The organism is Deinococcus sp. (assembly GCF_030523985.1).
In the GTDB taxonomy this organism is placed as follows: domain Bacteria; phylum Deinococcota; class Deinococci; order Deinococcales; family Deinococcaceae; genus Deinococcus.
In genome coordinates this window covers 39,318-55,415 of the sequence record NZ_JAUNHK010000006.1, presented here as the reverse complement: position 1 = coordinate 55,415, position 16,098 = coordinate 39,318, and the positions used below count along the sequence as shown (strand labels likewise).

Annotated in this window: 16 protein-coding genes; 8 read left to right on the top strand and 8 right to left on the bottom strand. The window is 64.6% G+C overall.

The features are described 5' to 3' along the window. Positions 1–148: 148 nt before the first annotated feature. From Q4C89_RS02200 to fba, 3 genes are all read right to left on the bottom strand, one after another. The gene (locus Q4C89_RS02200) at positions 149–1,204 is read right to left on the bottom strand and encodes a transposase (RefSeq protein ID WP_303100972.1); all 1,056 of its coding nucleotides are present in this window, start codon (positions 1,202–1,204) and stop codon (positions 149–151) included. Between the two features lie 95 nt (positions 1,205–1,299). Then, complete coding sequence (locus tag Q4C89_RS02195; RefSeq protein ID WP_303100971.1) at positions 1,300–1,851, bottom strand: SRPBCC family protein; 552 nt, start codon at positions 1,849–1,851, stop codon at positions 1,300–1,302. A gap of 77 nt (positions 1,852–1,928) precedes the next feature. Beyond that, positions 1,929–2,846: a class II fructose-1,6-bisphosphate aldolase gene (gene fba / locus Q4C89_RS02190; protein ID WP_303100970.1), complete on the bottom strand. Its 918-nt coding sequence runs from the start codon at positions 2,844–2,846 to the stop codon at positions 1,929–1,931. Between the two features lie 125 nt (positions 2,847–2,971). Here fba and Q4C89_RS02185 point away from each other — a divergent pair, with 125 nt between their 5' ends. From Q4C89_RS02185 to rph, 4 genes are read left to right on the top strand one after another with little or no spacing between them, the layout of a single operon-like run. Beyond that, positions 2,972–4,192 carry a PLP-dependent aminotransferase family protein gene (locus Q4C89_RS02185; RefSeq protein WP_303100969.1) on the top strand — a complete coding sequence of 407 codons (1,221 nt, stop codon included), beginning with the start codon at positions 2,972–2,974 and terminating at the stop codon, positions 4,190–4,192. Further along, a complete protein-coding gene (locus Q4C89_RS02180; RefSeq protein ID WP_303100968.1) occupies positions 4,189–4,458 on the top strand; it encodes a hypothetical protein in 270 nt (89 codons plus the stop codon). The genes Q4C89_RS02185 and Q4C89_RS02180 overlap by 4 nt, the downstream gene beginning before the upstream one ends. After that, complete coding sequence (murI, locus tag Q4C89_RS02175; RefSeq protein ID WP_303100967.1) at positions 4,451–5,320, top strand: glutamate racemase; 870 nt, start codon at positions 4,451–4,453, stop codon at positions 5,318–5,320. Before Q4C89_RS02180 ends, murI begins: the two co-directional genes overlap by 8 nt. Next, positions 5,317–6,060, top strand: coding sequence for a ribonuclease PH (gene rph, locus Q4C89_RS02170; protein WP_303100966.1), 744 nt, complete (start codon positions 5,317–5,319; stop codon positions 6,058–6,060). Before murI ends, rph begins: the two co-directional genes overlap by 4 nt. Positions 6,061–6,131: 71 nt before the next feature. Here rph and Q4C89_RS02165 read toward each other — a convergent pair whose 3' ends face one another. Both Q4C89_RS02165 and Q4C89_RS02160 read right to left on the bottom strand, forming a co-directional pair. Next, positions 6,132–6,614, bottom strand: a complete 483-nt coding sequence (locus Q4C89_RS02165; RefSeq protein ID WP_303100965.1) for a MarR family winged helix-turn-helix transcriptional regulator — start codon at positions 6,612–6,614, stop codon at positions 6,132–6,134. A gap of 369 nt (positions 6,615–6,983) precedes the next feature. Then, complete coding sequence (locus tag Q4C89_RS02160; protein WP_303100964.1) at positions 6,984–8,264, bottom strand: aminotransferase class I/II-fold pyridoxal phosphate-dependent enzyme; 1,281 nt, start codon at positions 8,262–8,264, stop codon at positions 6,984–6,986. 176 nt (positions 8,265–8,440) lie between these two features. Here Q4C89_RS02160 and Q4C89_RS02155 point away from each other — a divergent pair, with 176 nt between their 5' ends. From Q4C89_RS02155 to Q4C89_RS02140, 4 genes are read left to right on the top strand one after another with little or no spacing between them, the layout of a single operon-like run. After that, positions 8,441–8,995, top strand: coding sequence for an NYN domain-containing protein (locus Q4C89_RS02155; RefSeq protein WP_303100963.1), 555 nt, complete (start codon positions 8,441–8,443; stop codon positions 8,993–8,995). Next, positions 8,996–10,054: a tRNA preQ1(34) S-adenosylmethionine ribosyltransferase-isomerase QueA gene (gene queA / locus Q4C89_RS02150; protein WP_303100962.1), complete on the top strand. Its 1,059-nt coding sequence runs from the start codon at positions 8,996–8,998 to the stop codon at positions 10,052–10,054. Positions 10,055–10,111: 57 nt separating this feature from the next. Further along, positions 10,112–10,456, top strand: coding sequence for a hypothetical protein (locus Q4C89_RS02145; protein WP_303100961.1), 345 nt, complete (start codon positions 10,112–10,114; stop codon positions 10,454–10,456). 47 nt (positions 10,457–10,503) lie between these two features. Continuing rightward, positions 10,504–11,169: a hypothetical protein gene (locus tag Q4C89_RS02140; RefSeq protein WP_303100960.1), complete on the top strand. Its 666-nt coding sequence runs from the start codon at positions 10,504–10,506 to the stop codon at positions 11,167–11,169. A 20-nt stretch (positions 11,170–11,189) separates the two neighbouring features. Here Q4C89_RS02140 and Q4C89_RS02135 read toward each other — a convergent pair whose 3' ends face one another. From Q4C89_RS02135 to Q4C89_RS02125, 3 genes are all read right to left on the bottom strand, one after another. Beyond that, the gene (locus tag Q4C89_RS02135) at positions 11,190–11,843 is read right to left on the bottom strand and encodes a phosphatidylserine decarboxylase (protein WP_303100959.1); all 654 of its coding nucleotides are present in this window, start codon (positions 11,841–11,843) and stop codon (positions 11,190–11,192) included. A 102-nt stretch (positions 11,844–11,945) separates the two neighbouring features. Further along, positions 11,946–13,589 (bottom strand): CTP synthase, encoded by a 1,644-nt coding sequence (locus Q4C89_RS02130; protein ID WP_303100958.1) that lies wholly within the window; start codon positions 13,587–13,589, stop codon positions 11,946–11,948. A gap of 341 nt (positions 13,590–13,930) precedes the next feature. Beyond that, positions 13,931–16,084, bottom strand: coding sequence for an ATP-binding domain-containing protein (locus Q4C89_RS02125; protein WP_368493198.1), 2,154 nt, complete (start codon positions 16,082–16,084; stop codon positions 13,931–13,933). Positions 16,085–16,098: the final 14 nt, after the last annotated feature.

Genomic DNA, 16,098 nt, shown 5'->3' with positions numbered 1-16,098 from the left:
GGGCGGTTTGGGTCATGGGTCTTGGGGTCTCCGGTAAGGGCGCAGTTGCAGGTGATAGCAAAAAAGCCGCCCCCAGGAGTGGGAGCAGCGGGGAGGGTGACATGCCGTCAGTCTAGCAAAAGTTTCCACCGTTCACCCTGAAGCCCATCTAGACGGCCCTTTCGAGCCAAGAATCTAGAGGAATGCCAGTCACAGCGCATTCTGCATAACATTGTCCCGAAATTTCCTGTGCTGCACGCCAATTTTCCACTCCATACTTCTGTCTTACCACCAGAATGGCGATAAACGCGTCCAGGACAGCGTTGGCCCAGTTTTGCTGGGCCAAAATCGTGATGGCTTGGGATTTCGAAAATCCCAGATTCTGCTTAATGAAGCGGTGAACAACCTCAATTCCCCACCGAGATTTCCATACCCTCAACAGCTCTGCCAGTGTATGAGTTTCTGGGAAAGTGCTGACCAGAAAAAATGGTTTCCAGACCCCCTTATCTTTACGGTAGACGATAAGGATAAAGACGTCATACTCACCCAAGCGCACAGCCAGTTTTTTGGAGCGCCAGCCCGTTTTTCCATCGTAGTGACAATGCTTATAGGTAAATATTCTCGCCAAATCCCCCAAATCCACTTTCCTGCCGTTGAAGTCCACTCTCCGATTAGATTTGATGCGTCCAAGGAAGCCTAAATTCTTGTCCTTATGGAATCTGATGGCCTCTTGGGATGAGAATTCACCGTCGGCGATGACGCCGACGAATTTTACGCCCAATTTGATGGCATTAGACACTGACGCCTTCAAGGATTCCACGGGAGATAGGTAAATGTATTCTTCCGTGGAAAGATTTTTTGATGGAGCATACTTGATTTGAATGGGGGTGGGCTGATGGCCGGGTTTCACTAGGGTCATATTTGAGAATTTGTGCGATAACTTCGTTGATTTGTGGGAGCTGGAGTAGTTGTAATCCAAGCCTTCCATTTCTTTCCCTGAGTGTAGGTTAATGACGAAGTCAAATGCCAAGTAACAGCCTTCTGGGGCATGATTTGCACGAGACTTAACTGATTCGTCGTCCCAAAGCTCGTCCTCTCTGAGGACGAGCGCAACAGTTGACTTGCCGTAAGGAGTGTACGCGGCTGCTCCGGTGACGCCGAAGTTGCGATTCAACGCACACGTGACAAGTGCAAACGCTATGCTGGACGAGCGGGATTTAGACACCTCGCAAAAATGCCGTTGTGACCGAAGAATTTAAACCCCTCGGCACAACGGCTACTTTGTGGCACAGCCTTTCTACGATTCTGGAAACTTTTGGTCTAGGCTTTCTTGCGGGCCGCTTTTGCTGCGGCTTTGGCGGCCTTGGCCTCGGCCTTCTGTTTTTCTGCCATTTCGCGGCCCATGTCCTCGACCAGTTGCGCGGTGGGGGCGTCGATCTGGCGCTGCAAGTCCATCAGGGTGGAGATGGTCAGGTTGTGCAGAATGCGCTCCATCTGCGTGCGAATCCACTTGTAGCGCACCGTGCCCTTGACCGTCAGCGTGACTTCGGTGCCGCCGGGCATCGGCTTGAAGTTCCACTGCTGCGAGAACCTTTCCAGCGGGCCGAAGGGTCTGACCGCTTCCCAGCCGCCGCGCTGCGAGGGAATCAGTTGCCCGTACTTGGCCTGAAACTTCAGCCCCAGCAGCCGCCGCACGAACCTGAAGTCCACCAGCGCGTTTTGCGCGAGCTTCTGGCCTTCGCTGCTGTAGGCCGCGCTGACCAGATTGGAGTCCCAGGCCGCCCGCCGCCGGGGTTCCAGGGCCAGACGGTAGAGCACCTCGGGACGGCCCCGCATAGGCATGGTTTGCTTGACGACGATTTCTTCCGACATTGAGGGAAAGTATAGATGCAGAGCGTGGAGGGTAGAGGGGTCAGTCCCTACACCCTCCACCCTTCACTCTCTACGTCTTACGCCTTGCCGACGCTGCCCAGTACCGTCATCTTGTGTTCGACGATTTTGCTCATCAGGTCGCGGGCGGGGCCGAACACCTTGCGGGGGTCGAATTCCTTGGGGGTGGCCTTGAGTACTTCGCGAATGCCCACGGTGCTGGCGAGGCGCAGGTCCGTATCCACGTTGACCTTGGCGATGCCGTACTGCGCGGCTTCGGTGAGGTCTTCGTCGGCGATGCCCGCCGCGTCACCGATTTCGCCGCCCGAGTCGCGCAGGCGCTGCACGATTTCGGCAGGCACGCCGCTGGAACCGTGGGCGACGAGGGGAATGCCGATCAGTTCACCGATCTTTTTGATGCGGGCCTGGTCGATGAAGGGGCGGCCCTTGCCCTTGTACGCGCCGTGGCTGGTGCCGATGGCGATGGCGAGGTAGTCCACGTCGGTCAGTTCGACGAACTTGACGGCTTCTTCGGGGTCGGTCAGGAAGGCGTCCTTTTCGTCCACGACGACGTGCTCCTCGATTCCGCCGAGGCGACCGAGTTCGGCCTCCACGCTGATGCCCATGGCGTGAGCGGCTTCGACCACGCGCTTGGTTTCGTGGACGTTTTCGTCGAACTGGTGGTGCGAGGCGTCGATCATCACCGAGGTAAAGCCCATCTTGATGGCCCTGAGCGCCGACTCGTAGGAGGAGCCGTGGTCGAGGTGCAGCGCGACGGGCACGGTAGCGCGGGTGGCGATGTCGATCACGATGTTGGCGAGGTCTTGCCCGCCGTACTTGATGGCCCCTTCGCTCATCTGCACGATGACGGGCGAGCGCAGGCGTTCGGCGGTGTGAATGATCGCCTGGGTGATTTCCATGTTGTTGGTGTTGAACGCGCCGACGGCGTATTTGCCTTCACGGGCGGGAACCAGGATGTCTTTACCGGTAACGAGCATGGGGGTGCCTCCTTAAGAAACGGTGTTGAGTAACGGAAAGTGTTGTACCGCCTTACTTTAGCGGCCTTTGTCCCGGTCTGTCCTGTCAATCTGAGCGGAACACGCGCAGGGGCTACCATGCAGCTATGTCCGACACGCCCCGCCCCGAACTGGAGTCGCTCCTCTCGCGCCGCGCCCGCACCATGACCGCCAGCGCCATCCGCGAAATTCTGAAAATCACCCAGCAACCGGACGTGATTTCCTTCGCCGGGGGCCTGCCCGCGCCCGAACTGTTTCCGCTGGGTGCCGTGAAGCAGGCCGCCGAAACCGCGCTGAACAAGTACGGCCCCGCCGCGCTGCAATACTCGACCACCGAAGGCCACCCGCCGCTGCGCGAGTGGATCGCTGGGCGGCACGGCATCCCCGCGCAGAATGTCCAGATCGTGACGGGCAGCCAGCAGGGTCTGGACCTGCTCGGCAAAATCCTGATCGACGAGGGCGACACCGTGCTGGTCGAGGCTCCGACCTACCTGGGGGCGCTGCAGTCCTTCCAGCCCTATCTGCCCAGCTACGCCGAGATGCCCACCGACGAGGGCGGCATAGACGTGGACGCCCTGGACACGTTGCTGGGGGACCTGGCGCGGCAGGGGCGCAAGCCCAAGCTGCTCTATGCCATTCCCAACTTCCAGAACCCCACCGGGCGCACCCTCAGCCTGGAACGCCGCCGCCGTCTGGTCGAACTGACCGCGCAGCATGGCGTCCTGGTCATCGAGGACGACCCCTACGGCGAACTGCGCTTTGAGGGCGAGGCGCTGCCCAGCCTCTACGAACTGGGCCTGCAACTCGCGGGCGACGTGAACCGCAACCATGTCGTCTACTGCTCCAGCTTCTCCAAGACGCTGGTGCCGGGGCTGCGCGACGCCTGGATCGAGGCCGCCGCGCCCATCATCGGCAAGCTGATTCAGGCCAAGCAGGGGGCCGACCTGCACACGCCGACCCTCAACCAGATGATGATGACTGAGCTTTTGCCGCTGCTGCCCGCGCAAATCGAGACGGTTCGGGTGGCGTATCAGGCCCGCTGCACGCACATGCTGGGGCAAATGGGCGAGCACTTCCCGGCGGGCGTGGACTACACCCGGCCCCAGGGCGGCATGTTCCTGTGGGTCACGCTACCGGAGGGGCTGGACACGGCGGCGCTGCTGCCCCGCGCGGTAGAGCGCAAGGTGGCCTATGTGCCGGGGCAGCCCTTTTTCGCGCGTGGCGGCGGGCTGAATACCCTGCGGATGAGCTACAGCAACGCCACGCCCGAGCAGATTACGGCGGGAATGCGGGCGCTGGGCGAGACGTTCCGTGAGGCGCTGGCATGACCAGCCGCACGGCCTCTGTGTTGGGCGAGGTCTTGCAGGAGCGTGAGAGGCAGCAGGCCAAATGGGGCGAACAGGACCACGACCCGGCGGTGTGGCTGATGATTCTGGGCGAGGAAGTGGGCGAGGTCAACAACGCCGCGCTCGAACACCTGATGGGCAACCTTCCTGACCTGAGCGCCTACCGCGAGGAACTGATTCAGGTGGCGGCGGTGGTGGTGCAGGCCGTAGAAAATCTGGACAAGCGCGCCGAGGGCGAACGTGACTGACCTTCCGCCTCCCGTCGGCGTCTTCGACAGCGGCGTAGGTGGCCTGAGCGTGCTGAGCGAACTGCGGCGGGCCATGCCGGGGCAGGACTTCGTGTATCTGGCCGACACGCTGCACATGCCCTACGGCACCCGCTGCGACGACGATATCCGCGACCTGACCGCCCGCGCCGTCACCGAGTTGCATCGCCGGGGGGTGGGCGCGGTGGTGGTGGCCTGCAACACCGCCTCGGCGTTCAGCCTCTCGCACCTGCGCGAACGCTTTCAAATCCCCATCATCGGGCTGGTGCCTGCCGTCAAACCAGCGGTGATGGCGACCCGCAGCGGCGTGGTGGGCGTGCTGGCAACCCCCAGCACCATGCGCGGCACCCTGCTGGCCGACGTGATCCGGCAGTGGGCCGAGCCAGCAGGCGTGCAAGTGCTGCGGGCGGTCAGTCCGGCGCTGGTGCCGCTGGTCGAGGCAGGGCAGGCCGACAGTGAGGACACGCGGGCCGTGCTGCGCGAAATTCTGACCCCGCTGGCCCAGGCTGGGGCCGACCAGTTGGTGCTGGGCTGCACGCACTACCCTTTTCTGCGCGGCAGCATTCAGGCCGAGTTCGGTGACACCTTCGCGCTGGTGGACAGCGGCGCGGCGGTGGCGCGGCACACCCGCAACGTGCTTCAGGAGCGCGGGCTACTGGCGGGGGCGGGCGCAGGCACGGTGCACTACCTCACCACGGGCGACCCCGAACAGTTCCGGGTGCTACTTTCGCGGCTGCCTCTGCCCCCCCAAAACGGGCACAATGGGGCAGGCGGGAAAGACGGAGCAGTTTCCCTGGCCCCTTCCCAATCTCCTGCTCCGAGAATCGAGTTCGCAACCACATGACCCCCAACAGCAAACTTCCCCCGCGCCTGGGCCGCGACGCCCTGACCCCCCGCCCCGTGTCGGTGCAGCGCGGCGTCAACCCCCATGCGCCCGGCAGTGCCCACCTCAAAATGGGTCAGACCGAGATTCTGGCGACCGTGACCCTCGAAGAAAAACCCGCCCCCCACATGCGCGGCAAGAAAGAGGGTTGGCTGACCGCCGAGTACTGCATGCTGCCGCGCTCCACCAGTGACCGTCAGGCCCGCGAGCGCAACCTGCAAAATGGTCGCCGCCACGAAATTCAGCGGCTGCTGGGCCGCGCCCTGCGTTCCAGTCTCGACCTGCGCCCCTTCAAAAATCAGACGCTGTATGTGGATTGCGACGTGCTGGTCGCCGACGGAGGCACCCGCGTGGCGAGCGTGCTGGCGGGACACGCCGCGCTGCACGACTTCTGCGACCGCCTCATCAACTCCGGGCAACTCAGCGAATGGCCGATTGTCCACAACGTCGGGGCCATCAGTGTGGGGCTGATTGGGGACGAACTGCGAGTGGATCTCGACTACGAGGAAGACAAGGTGGCCCGCGCCGACCTGAACGTGATTGCCACCGACACGGGCCTGCTCATTGAAGTGCAGGGCGGGGCCGAATTGGGGCCGATCACCGTAGACGAGTACACCGCGCTGCTGGGCCAGGGCGTGCGCTCGGTGCAGGACGTGATGAAGGACTTAACCCGACAACTCGCCGTGATTCAGGGCGTCTGACCGACGCAACGGACAGGCCGCCTCGTGATTCGTCGCAGAGGCGGCCTGTTCATGGTTGATCTTCCCGTATGTCAGTCGGCGGCGGTCTGGGGGCGACCCGTTTCTTCAAGCGAGAGCCCCAGTTTGCGGGTCAGGCGGCCCAGTTCTTCCAGTTCTGCCGGAGTCAGGGCCGAAAAGACTTCAGCAACCCCCCGGATGTGCTGCGGGAGGACCGAAGCGATGCGGTCATGACCTGCGGGGGTCAAGTGAATCATGACCATGCGGCGGTCGGTGGTGCTGCGCTGGCGCTCGACCAGTCCACTGCGTTCGAGGTTGTCGATAACCATCGTCAGGTTGCCGCTGGAACGCAGAATCTTTTCGGCGAGCTGGCGCTGGTTGAGCGGGCCGAGGTGATACACCGCTTCGAGAACGGCGAACTGGCTGATGGTGAGGCCGTGGCTGACGAGGTGGCGGTGGGCGGCATACTCGGTGGAATGGGCCGCCCGCCAGAGTTTGATGTAGGTGCTGAGTGCCTGTTGTTCGGCAGGGGAGGCCTGCACCGGACGCTTGGGCATCGCTTGACTCCTTACGCCCGCTGTGAAGACGGCTTCCTCACTGGGCAGGCGACCAGAACTTGACCTGCATAGGGGCCAGCGACTGTCTACGTCTGTCTCAAATTGGAGCCGTTCGGGCACTTATGACCTTATGTCACCCTTTAGCTTTTCGCAAGCAGACATTTAGACTACCCTCATCTGCCCCTCGGCATGTTCTGGATCGCCAAAACTGACGAAGAGAGGTCGAAAAGCTGATAAAATCTATCATCAATTGGCCTGGCAGGAGGGGGTGAACCGTTCAGCATTTCCGGCCACCCCGCACTCTTGCCCTACGAATTTTGCAACTACAAAGTCCCTATCAGGTGGTTTCCTGCCGCTTCTCGCAAAGGCTCAGCGTCCGGCGCGGTACTCCTCGGCGGCCAGCTTGACGCAGGTCGCGACGCCGCGCATGGCGACTTGCACCTCTTGCAGGGGGGGACGGGTGGGCGCGAGGCGAATGTTGGCGTTGTGGGGGTCTTTGCCGCCGGGGTAGGTCGCGCCCGCCGGGGTCAGGCTGATGCCCGCTTCGTCGGCGAGTTGCACCACGCGGTCGGCCACCGGGTCTACCGTGTCCAGGCTGATGAAGTAGCCGCCGCGTGGCGTGCGCCAAGTCGCGTAGCCGCCGCCGCCCTCACCCAACTCGGCGCTCAGGGCGTCGTAGACCGCCTGAAACTTGGGGGCAATCAGGGCGGCGTGGTCGCGCATCAGCCCTTCCAGCCCGCCCTCGTAGCTTTGCAGGAACTTGACGTGCCGCGCCTGCTCGACCTTGTTGGGGCCGATGCTCTGGGCGTTGAGGTACTTGCCGAGCCAAGCGATGTTGTCCTCGCTGCTGCCCACGAATCCCAGGCCCGCCCCCGCGAAGGTGATTTTGGAGGTCGAGGCGAACACGAAGGCGCGGTCAGGGTGCCCGGCGTCACGGCACAGGGTCACGAAGTTGACGGGCGTGTCGCGTTCCTCGAACAGGTGGTGAGCGCGGTAGGCGTCGTCGGCGAAGATGGTGAAGTCGGGGGCCGCCGCCTTCAGCCCGGCCAGCTTGCGGGCCTTCTCCTCGCTGATGGTCTCGCCGCCGGGGTTGGAGTAGGTCGGCACGAACAGAATGCCCTTCACGCTGGGGTCGTTCGCCGCCAGCTTTTCTACCGCGTCCACGTCGGGGCCATCATCCTGCATGTCCACCGTCAGCAACTCGAAGCCCATCGTCTGAAGCAGCAGGAAATGGCGGTCATAGCCGGGCACGGTGACGATCATCTTGGGCTTCTGGTGGACCCAGCCGCCCCCTTGTTCACTGTTCTGAGAGCCGCGCACGCCGTGCAGCAGGGCAAACCCCAGCACCAGCCCTTGCAGTTCCAGACTGGAGTTGTTCCAGACCAGCACGTTTTCGGGCTTGAGGTCGAGGTAGTGCCCGAACAGGGCGCGGGCCGAGGGCAGGCCGCCGATGCCACCGGGGTAGTTGCGGAGGTCGATGCCGTCGAAGTGCGTGTCTCCCTCGCCCAGCGCACTCAGCATGGGGTTGCTGAGGTCGAAGTCGGCGTCGGCGGGCTGACCGCGCTGGAGGTTGAGCTTGAGGCCGCGTGCCTTGAGTTCGGCGTAGGCGGCCTGGGCCTGGGCGAGGGCGTCCTGAGACGGATTGGTCATGGATTCAGGGTAACGCAGCCGGGCCGGGGAAGTTGGCCCCGCCGCGTGCCCCTTCACATTTGCCCCGCGTGGCAACTATGCTAGGCGGTGGCCCCAGACGGGCATTTTTCTTTCCCTTTTGGCTGTTTCCTTACTTCGTTCTTCCCTTTGAGCTTTACCACAACAGGAGAAACACAGTGCAATACGTCGTTCACCGCCCCCGCGTCGGGGTTTTTATTGACACGCAAAACCTCTACCACTCCGCCCGCGACCTGCTGGAACGCACCGTCAATTTCGAGACGATTCTGAATGTCGCCACCGAAGGGCGCGAGCTTGTCCACGCCATCAGCTACACCGTGGAGCGCGAGGGTGAGGCCACGTCGCGTCCCTTCATCTACAAGTTGTCCACCCTGGGCTACAAGGTGCGGCGCATGAACCTGACGCTGCACCACGTCACCGACGACGGCAAGCCGATTTACAGCGGCAACTGGGACATGGGCATCGTGGCGGACATGTTCCGGATGATGGATTCCCTCGACATCATCGTGCTCGGCAGTGGCGACGGCGACTTTACCGACATCGTGGAAGTGTTGCAGGAGCGCGGCAAACGGGTGGAGGTCATCGCCTTCCGCGAACACACCAGCCAGGATTTGATTGACGCCGCCGACCGCTTTATCCATCTGCCCGACATTGAGGGCGGCCTGATGCCAGCCCGTCAGAAGAACAACAAGGAAGCGGCGGTCGAGGGCTGAATGTCCGCGCCGCTGACTGCCGACGAGGTGCTGGCGCGGCTGCACTTTGACCTGCCCGAAAGCCGCATCGCCCAGACCGGGGCCGAGCCGCGTGACTCCTCGCGCCTGATGGTGGTGGGGGAGAGCGTGGAACACCGCGTTTTCCGCGATCTGCCCTCGCTGCTGCGGCCCGGCGACCTGCTGGTGTTCAACGAATCGAAGGTGATTCCGGCCCGCGTGCTGGCCCGCAAGCCCGTCGTGAACGGCTTCGGCGGAGGCGTGGTCGAAGTGCTGCTGCTGCGCGAGGAATTCGACCAGGGCGCGAACGTGTGGAGTGCCTACCTCAAGCCCGCCCGCCGCGCCGGAAACGAACTGTTTCTAGGCGACCACCGTGCCGAAGTGGTGGGCGTGCTGGAGGACGGCGCAAGGTTGTTGCGCTTCGACCACGACATCAAGCCGCATCTGGACGAGATAGGCCGCCTGCCGCTGCCGCCCTACATCGACGCGGGCGACAGCGACGACACCTGGCGCGAGCGCTACCAGACGGTATACGCCAAGACGCCGGGCAGTGTGGCGGCTCCCACCGCCGGGCTGCACTTCACGCCCGAACTGCTCGCCCGCCTGGAAGAGATGGGCGTGGAGCGGGCCAGCGTGACGCTGCATGTGGGCGCGGGCACCTTCAAGCCGATTCAGGGGTCGGTGGCCGACCATGTGATGCACGCCGAGCGCTACGAGGTCAGCGCCGAAACTGCCGACGCGATCAACCGCGCCCGGGCCGAGGGGCGGCGGGTGGTGGCGGTGGGCACGACGACCGTTCGCACCCTGGAAAGCGCCTGGGACGGCGAACAGGTGCGGGCCGGGGCGGGCGAAACGCGCATCTTCATCACGCCGGGAACGCCTGTGCAGGTGCCTGACCTGCTGCTGACCAACCTGCACCTGCCGGGCAGCACGCTGCTGCTGCTGGTCGCGGCCTTCGCGGGTGTGGAGAGGATTCAGGTGGCGTATGCGGCGGCACTGGCGCAGGATTACCGCTTCTACTCGCTGGGCGACGCGATGCTGCTGGAGCGGGCGGGGGGCTGACCCGGCCCTGACCTCCCCCTGAGCCTGGGCTGACAGCGGCGGGCCACACTGCGGGGCATGGCTTTTGCTCCTTCTCATTCTGCTGACACAGACCACCGCGCCGCGCCCCAACCGGCCCACCCGCTGGCCCCCATGCGGCTGGCGCAGGCGGCGCAGGCCTATCTGGAAAGTTGCCCAGTCGGTGAGCGCGTGCGGCGTGCGGGCCTGTTGGCGTCGCTGGACGAGTACCTGGGTGCTCCGGCCCCACTGCTGGCCTACACCAAGCTGACGGGCGAAGCGTGGCGGCGCACCCTGCCCGCTGCCGAACAGGACGACGCGGGCGCACTCCTCTACGATTTCCGCGCCTTCCTGCGCGACGGCGGCTGGCTGGACGCGGCGCGGGCTGTGAACCTGCTGGACTGAGGCCAACGTAGGGGACAGGGCAGAGGGTGAAAGCTACTCTCTGCCCTATGCCTTTGCCCGACCCACTTTCCGAACTGCTGCGTTATTTCGAGCCGCTGGCTGCCGGGCGCCACGACCTCGGCTCCGGCCCCGTGTTGCAGACGCCGGGGGTCAACGTGCTGGCCCTGAATGCGGCGTATGCCCCGGCTCCTCCCTCGGACGCTGACCGGGCCGACCTCCTGACCTTTTTCACCGGGCGGGACGCACCGCCGCTGGTCCTTTCGCCCTACACCTGGGACGGGCAGGACGTGGGCGGGCTGCGGGTGGGCGAGTGGCGGGCCGGGGAGGTAGCTACCGAACACATCGCCGTGGAGCAGGTGTCGCGGTTGCAACTGGCGACGTGGGCGGCGGTGCTGGCGGAAAGTTACGACGCGCTGGAGTGGGCCGGGCTGCTGACCCGACACTTCGCCGCCCGGCTGGAAGGCCAGCGCGATTTCGTGCTGCTGCTGGCCTACGCAGGCCACGACCCGGTGGGCGCGGGCCTGTGGCAAGCCGGGGAGGGGGGCGGAGCCATGCACCTGTGGGGCACCCTCGACCCTGCCGCTGACGCGCCCTTGCTGGACGCGGCGGCCAACCTCGCGGACGGGCGGGTACGGGTCAGCCTCCCCGACACCTCGCCGCTGGAACTGGCGGACGCGGAGGTCTTGACGTTTACCTTGCTCTCCGAGCGATAGTCATTGCAGCGGTTGGAGCCTCAGCGGGCCACCACCGTTTCCGCCCCGCGCACGCGCTCGCCCACGCTGACCTGGGGAGTCATGGTGGCAGGCAGGGCCAGCAGCACCAGCCCGCCTTCGGCCAGGAACGCCGCCTTGTTGCCCTGGCGCACGCTCTGGCCTTCGCTGAGGTAAGTGGTGGCCTGAAGCCCGCGCCCGCTGCCGACCAGTCCCACCGTCAGGGTTTGTCCGTCGGGCTGCTGCACGGCGTAGCTGTAGCGCTCGTTGCGGGCCAGCGCGTCGCTTTCCAGCAGGTCGGCGGGGCGGCCCAGCAGCATCTGCGCGGCGTCGGCCAGGGGCACTCCGAGGCTCTGTCCCGGCTTGTGGCCTGCATTCAGCACCGTGCCTTCCGCCGGGGCATAGGTGAAATGCACGTCCAGCGGCCCCACGTGGAGGCCCAGCAGCCAGCCTTCTCGCTGGGTCGTGCCGAGCAGTTCAGCGACTTTCAACCCTTCGACCCCACCGTCCTCGATGCGGCGCACGAAGGACACCAGCCCATCGGCGGGACTCAGCACAGCCCCCGCGTCCTGAGTGGCGGGCAAGCGCACCGGGTCGCGGAAACGGTAGACGCTGCGGAGATACCAGACGCCAGCCGCGAGCGCGGCCAGCAGGGAAAAACGGCGGGGAAGACGCATGGGGAAAGGATACGCGGATGGCTGAAGGCAGATGGCAGATGGCGGATGGCAAAAGAGAAGGCCCCAGCTATTGCCAGAGCCATCGCCTTTTTTCGCTATCCGCTATCGGCTATCAGCCATCTGCCTCTCCAGCGCCGCCTTCACAAACCCCGCAAACGGCGGGCTAGGCCGCATGGGGCGGCTCTTGAATTCGGGGTGGGCTTGCAGCGCCACGAAGAAGGGGTGGCCCGCGATTTCCACGCTTTCGACCAGGCCCGCGCCGCGTCCTTCCACGCCGGGGGTCACGCCGCTGATGGTCAGGCCCGCATCTTTTAGCCTATCGGTGTAGGCGGGGTTGACCTCGTAGCGGTGGCGGTGGCGTTCCTTGACCGTGCCGCCCTGGGGGATGCCGTACAGTTCGGCGATTTTGGTTCCGGCCTGTAGTTCCATCGGCCAGTCGCCCAGGCGCATGGTGCCGCCCATGCCCTCGACTTCGAGTTGTTCGGGCATCAGGTCGATGACCTTGTTTTTGGCGTACTCGTCGAACTCGGCGCTGTTGGCCCCCTCGATTCCGGCGACGTGGCGGGCGTACTCGATGACCGCAATCTGCATCCCCAGGCAGATGCCCAGGTACGGCACGCCGCGTGTGCGGGCGTACTGCGCGGCCTTGACCTTGCCCTCGATGCCGCGAATGCCGAAGCCTCCAGGCACCAGAATGCCGTCGGCGTCGCCCAGTTGGGCCTCCAGTTCGCCCTCGCCCGCTTCGGCGAGTTGCTCGGCGTTGACCCACTTGATGTTCACCTTGGCGTCGTTGGCGATTCCGGCGTGGGTCAGCGACTCCATCAGCGAGAGGTAGGCGTCGGGCATGGCGGTGTACTTGCCCGCAATGGCAATCGTGACCTGATGCCCCGGCTGCTTGATGGTCTTGACCGCGTCCGTCCACACGCCCAGGCGCGGGTGCGTGCGTTCCAGGCCCAGCAGGTCTTCCACTGCCTTGCCCAGCCCCTGCTCTTCCAGCGCCAGCGGCACCTCGTAGACGTGGCTCACGTCGTAGCTGGAAAACACCCGGTTTTCGCGCACGCTGGTAAAGGCGGCGATTTTGCGGGTAATTTCCGGCGGCAATTTTTCCTTGCTGCGCACCATCACGATGTCGGGCGTGATGCCGTAGGAGCGCAGTTGGGCCACGCTGTGCTGGGTGGGCTTGGTCTTGAATTCGTTGGACGTGCCCAGGTACGGCACCAGCGTCAGGTGCAGGAACAGCACGTTCTGGTCGCCCTCGTCGAACTGGAACTGCCGTATGGCTTCGAGGAAGGGCAGCGATTCGATGTCGCCCACCGTGCCGCCGACCTCAATCAGCACGATTTCCGCGCCCGCCGACTCGCCCGCCGCCCGGATGCGCCGCTTGATTTCGTCGGTGACGTGCGGAATGACCTGCACGGTTTGCGACAGGTAATCCCCGGCCCGCTCCTTGCGGATGACCTCCTGATAGACCTGTCCGGTGGTGATGTTGCTGCCCGGCGGAATGTCGAGGTCGAGGAAGCGCTCGTAGTTGCCGATGTCGAGGTCGGTTTCCGCGCCGCTGGCGGTCACGAAGCATTCGCCGTGCTCGTAGGGGCGCATGGTTCCGGCGTCGATGTTGATGTAAGGGTCGATTTTGACGGCGGTGACTTTGTAGCCGCGTGCGCGGAGCAAGGCGCCCAGGCTGGCGCTTGCCACGCCTTTGCCGAGGCTGCTGACGACGCCGCCGGTGACGAAAATGTATTTCATGGATTTCCCTCCGGAAAAGGTTTGAGGTGAGGAAGGGGCGCAAAGAAAAGGCACATGCCACACGCCCAAAACAAAAAAGCCGGGGCGTGTGGCCTCCGGGATTTGAGGATAGCACGGGAGCAGAGATGATAGATAATGGGTTCGCTCACGCGGATGAATGATGGAAAAGGACGGTTGGAGCAGCGGGCAGAACAGGGCCGCGTTCTTTGACCCTCCACCTCGGCGGGGGAGGGCCTGGCGAAGCAAGGGGAGGGGGGCTTTCCCCCTTGCGAACTGACCTCGCAAAGGCCCCTTTTTCCATCATCCATCCGCGAAGCGGAACCATCACCCATCAACGTCTTTCAGCGCACCAGCGGGTGCAGTGCCTCGCCGCCGCTGACCAGCCCCAGCCAGTGCAGGGCGCGGCTGGCAGCGACGTACAGCAGCCGCCGCTCGTACTCGGTGCTCTCGTCGTAGGTGGTCTGGTTGGCCCCGGTGACAATCGCCGCGCTGAACTCCAGCCCTTTGGCGAGGCTGACAGGCAAGATGACCAGCCCGCCCTTAAAACGGTGTTCCTGTGTGGTAATCGGCTGGGCGTCGGTGTCGAAGTCGCGCAGTTCGGTACTCAGGCGGTCGGCGTCGGCGGCGCGGCGCGTCACGATGGCGATGTTGGTGTGTCCGGCGGCCTGCGCGTCCTTGACGGCCTGGGCAATCAGCGCCCGCTCGTCCGGCCCCTCGTAGCGCTGCACCTCGGCCCCGTCGCGGTCTACGCCCTGCACCTGCGCGGCGCGGTTGTAGGTCTCGGCAATGCGTGCGCCCAGTGCCGTGATTTGGCGGGTCGAGCGGTAGGTGCGCGAAAGCGTAAGCACCTGCGCCCCCGGCAACTGCTCCTGCACGGCGGCCCAACTGCTCGGCCCCTTGTAGCCGTGCATGCCCTGGTTGAGGTCGCCCAGCGCGGTCACATGCCCAGGGCGGGCGGCGCGGGCCAGCAGCGCGTACAGCAGCGGCGAATAGTCCTGCGCTTCGTCCAGCACCACATGGTCGAAGGGTTCCAGCGTGCGCCCCACCTGCCGCCCAATTCCGCCCGTAAAGGCCTGCATGGCGAGCATGATAGGGAGTTCGGTCACGTCGGCGTGGGCGCGGCGTGGCACGGGAATCCCGCTGAGGGGGTCGGTCAGCAGCAGGCGGATTTCCTTGTCGGTCAGCAGTCCGCTGGCCTGCAAACTGGCTTCGTCGGCCAGCAGGCGGCGCGTCTCGGTCACGGGCGTGGTGGAGGCAAAAATCCGTCCCAGCAGCGTGGTCAGCCCCTTGCTGAGTTGGCGGCGCACGCTGGCTTCTTCCTCCTCGGGCACCCGCAGGCGCGAGAGGGCATTTTCCTCGACCAGACGGCGGAATCCGGCGCGGTAGCCGTCCAGCGGGTCGGCGGCGAAGACGTCGTGCAGCATCTGGGCCAGGTCGCTTTCCTGCAGGGTGAAGGTCAATGCGCCGCGCCCGCGCACCTCTATCGTCTCTTGGAGGCCCTGGCCGCGCAGCGCCGCCCCGAACTTGTTCCAGAGGTGGGTGCGAACCACGTCCAGCATCCGGGCGTCGCCCAGCAGTTTGGCCCGCCGCCACGCCAGCGCCCGCCTTGCGTTGTCGGTATCGGTCAGCAGCAGGGTCAGCGTGCGGTCGGTGACTTCCAGTTTTTCCAGGCCCAGCAGCCCCGTCGCCCACATTTCAGGCGTGGTCACGCTGACGCCGCCGATGCCCAGTTCCGGCAGGATGCGCGAAGCGTACACCGCCAGCACGCGGTTGGGCATCAGCACCATGCAGGCGGCGGGGTCGGCGCGGTGAACGCCCCGGTCAGGACTGGTCATCCAGGCGAGGCGGTGAAAGCCGATGGTGGTTTTGCCCGACCCGGCGGCCCCCTGAATAATCACGGGGGTGCCTGCCGGAAAGCGCATCGCCTCGTTCTGCTCGGGCTGCAAGGTTTCGACCACGTCGCGCATTCCGGCGGTGCTGCCTTCTTCGAGGCGGCGAAGCAGCACTTCCTCGCGTCCGCCCGTGTCCCCGCCGTTTTCGTCGTCGTACAGGTCGGTGATTCGCAGCAGCTTCTTCTTCGCCACGTCCAGCTGACGGCGGCGCTTGATCTGGCCTTTTCCGCCCCGGCGCGGCGTCCAGTCCAGCACATCCGAATAAAAGAGGCTGCCCACTTCGCTGTCCCAACTCAGGACGTGGTGCGGCCCTTCCACGTCCCGAAAGGCGTGCTTGCCGATATAGAGCGTCTGTTCGCGCCCGCCGACGCGCACCTTCAGGCTGCCGAAGTAAGGCTGGTGGACATGCACGCTCAGCATGGCGGCGTGCTCCTCGGCGGTGTCGGCCATCGTCACCGAGGTTTCCAGGTCGGCTCCGGCGTTGCGGTCGCGGTCTTCCCAGGCTTCAATCTGGCGAATCATGGCCTGCACGGTCCCCCCCAGATGGGTGGATTCTCGTTCAAAATCGGGATGGGTTTTGGAGGGTGGTTCTGCCACAGACATAACAGGGAAGATAG

Coding starts and splice junctions, on each gene's coding strand:
- Q4C89_RS02195 (WP_303100971.1), bottom strand. CDS start 1,851: ATGTCGGAAGAAATCGTCGTCAAGCAAACCATGCCTATGCGGGGCCGT.
- fba (WP_303100970.1), bottom strand. CDS start 2,846: ATGCTCGTTACCGGTAAAGACATCCTGGTTCCCGCCCGTGAAGGCAAA.
- Q4C89_RS02185 (WP_303100969.1), top strand. CDS start 2,972: ATGTCCGACACGCCCCGCCCCGAACTGGAGTCGCTCCTCTCGCGCCGC.
- Q4C89_RS02180 (WP_303100968.1), top strand. CDS start 4,189: ATGACCAGCCGCACGGCCTCTGTGTTGGGCGAGGTCTTGCAGGAGCGT.
- rph (WP_303100966.1), top strand. CDS start 5,317: ATGACCCCCAACAGCAAACTTCCCCCGCGCCTGGGCCGCGACGCCCTG.
- Q4C89_RS02165 (WP_303100965.1), bottom strand. CDS start 6,614: ATGCCCAAGCGTCCGGTGCAGGCCTCCCCTGCCGAACAACAGGCACTC.
- Q4C89_RS02160 (WP_303100964.1), bottom strand. CDS start 8,264: ATGACCAATCCGTCTCAGGACGCCCTCGCCCAGGCCCAGGCCGCCTAC.
- queA (WP_303100962.1), top strand. CDS start 8,996: ATGTCCGCGCCGCTGACTGCCGACGAGGTGCTGGCGCGGCTGCACTTT.
- Q4C89_RS02145 (WP_303100961.1), top strand. CDS start 10,112: ATGGCTTTTGCTCCTTCTCATTCTGCTGACACAGACCACCGCGCCGCG.
- Q4C89_RS02140 (WP_303100960.1), top strand. CDS start 10,504: ATGCCTTTGCCCGACCCACTTTCCGAACTGCTGCGTTATTTCGAGCCG.
- Q4C89_RS02135 (WP_303100959.1), bottom strand. CDS start 11,843: ATGCGTCTTCCCCGCCGTTTTTCCCTGCTGGCCGCGCTCGCGGCTGGC.
- Q4C89_RS02130 (WP_303100958.1), bottom strand. CDS start 13,589: ATGAAATACATTTTCGTCACCGGCGGCGTCGTCAGCAGCCTCGGCAAA.
- Q4C89_RS02125 (WP_368493198.1), bottom strand. CDS start 16,084: ATGTCTGTGGCAGAACCACCCTCCAAAACCCATCCCGATTTTGAACGA.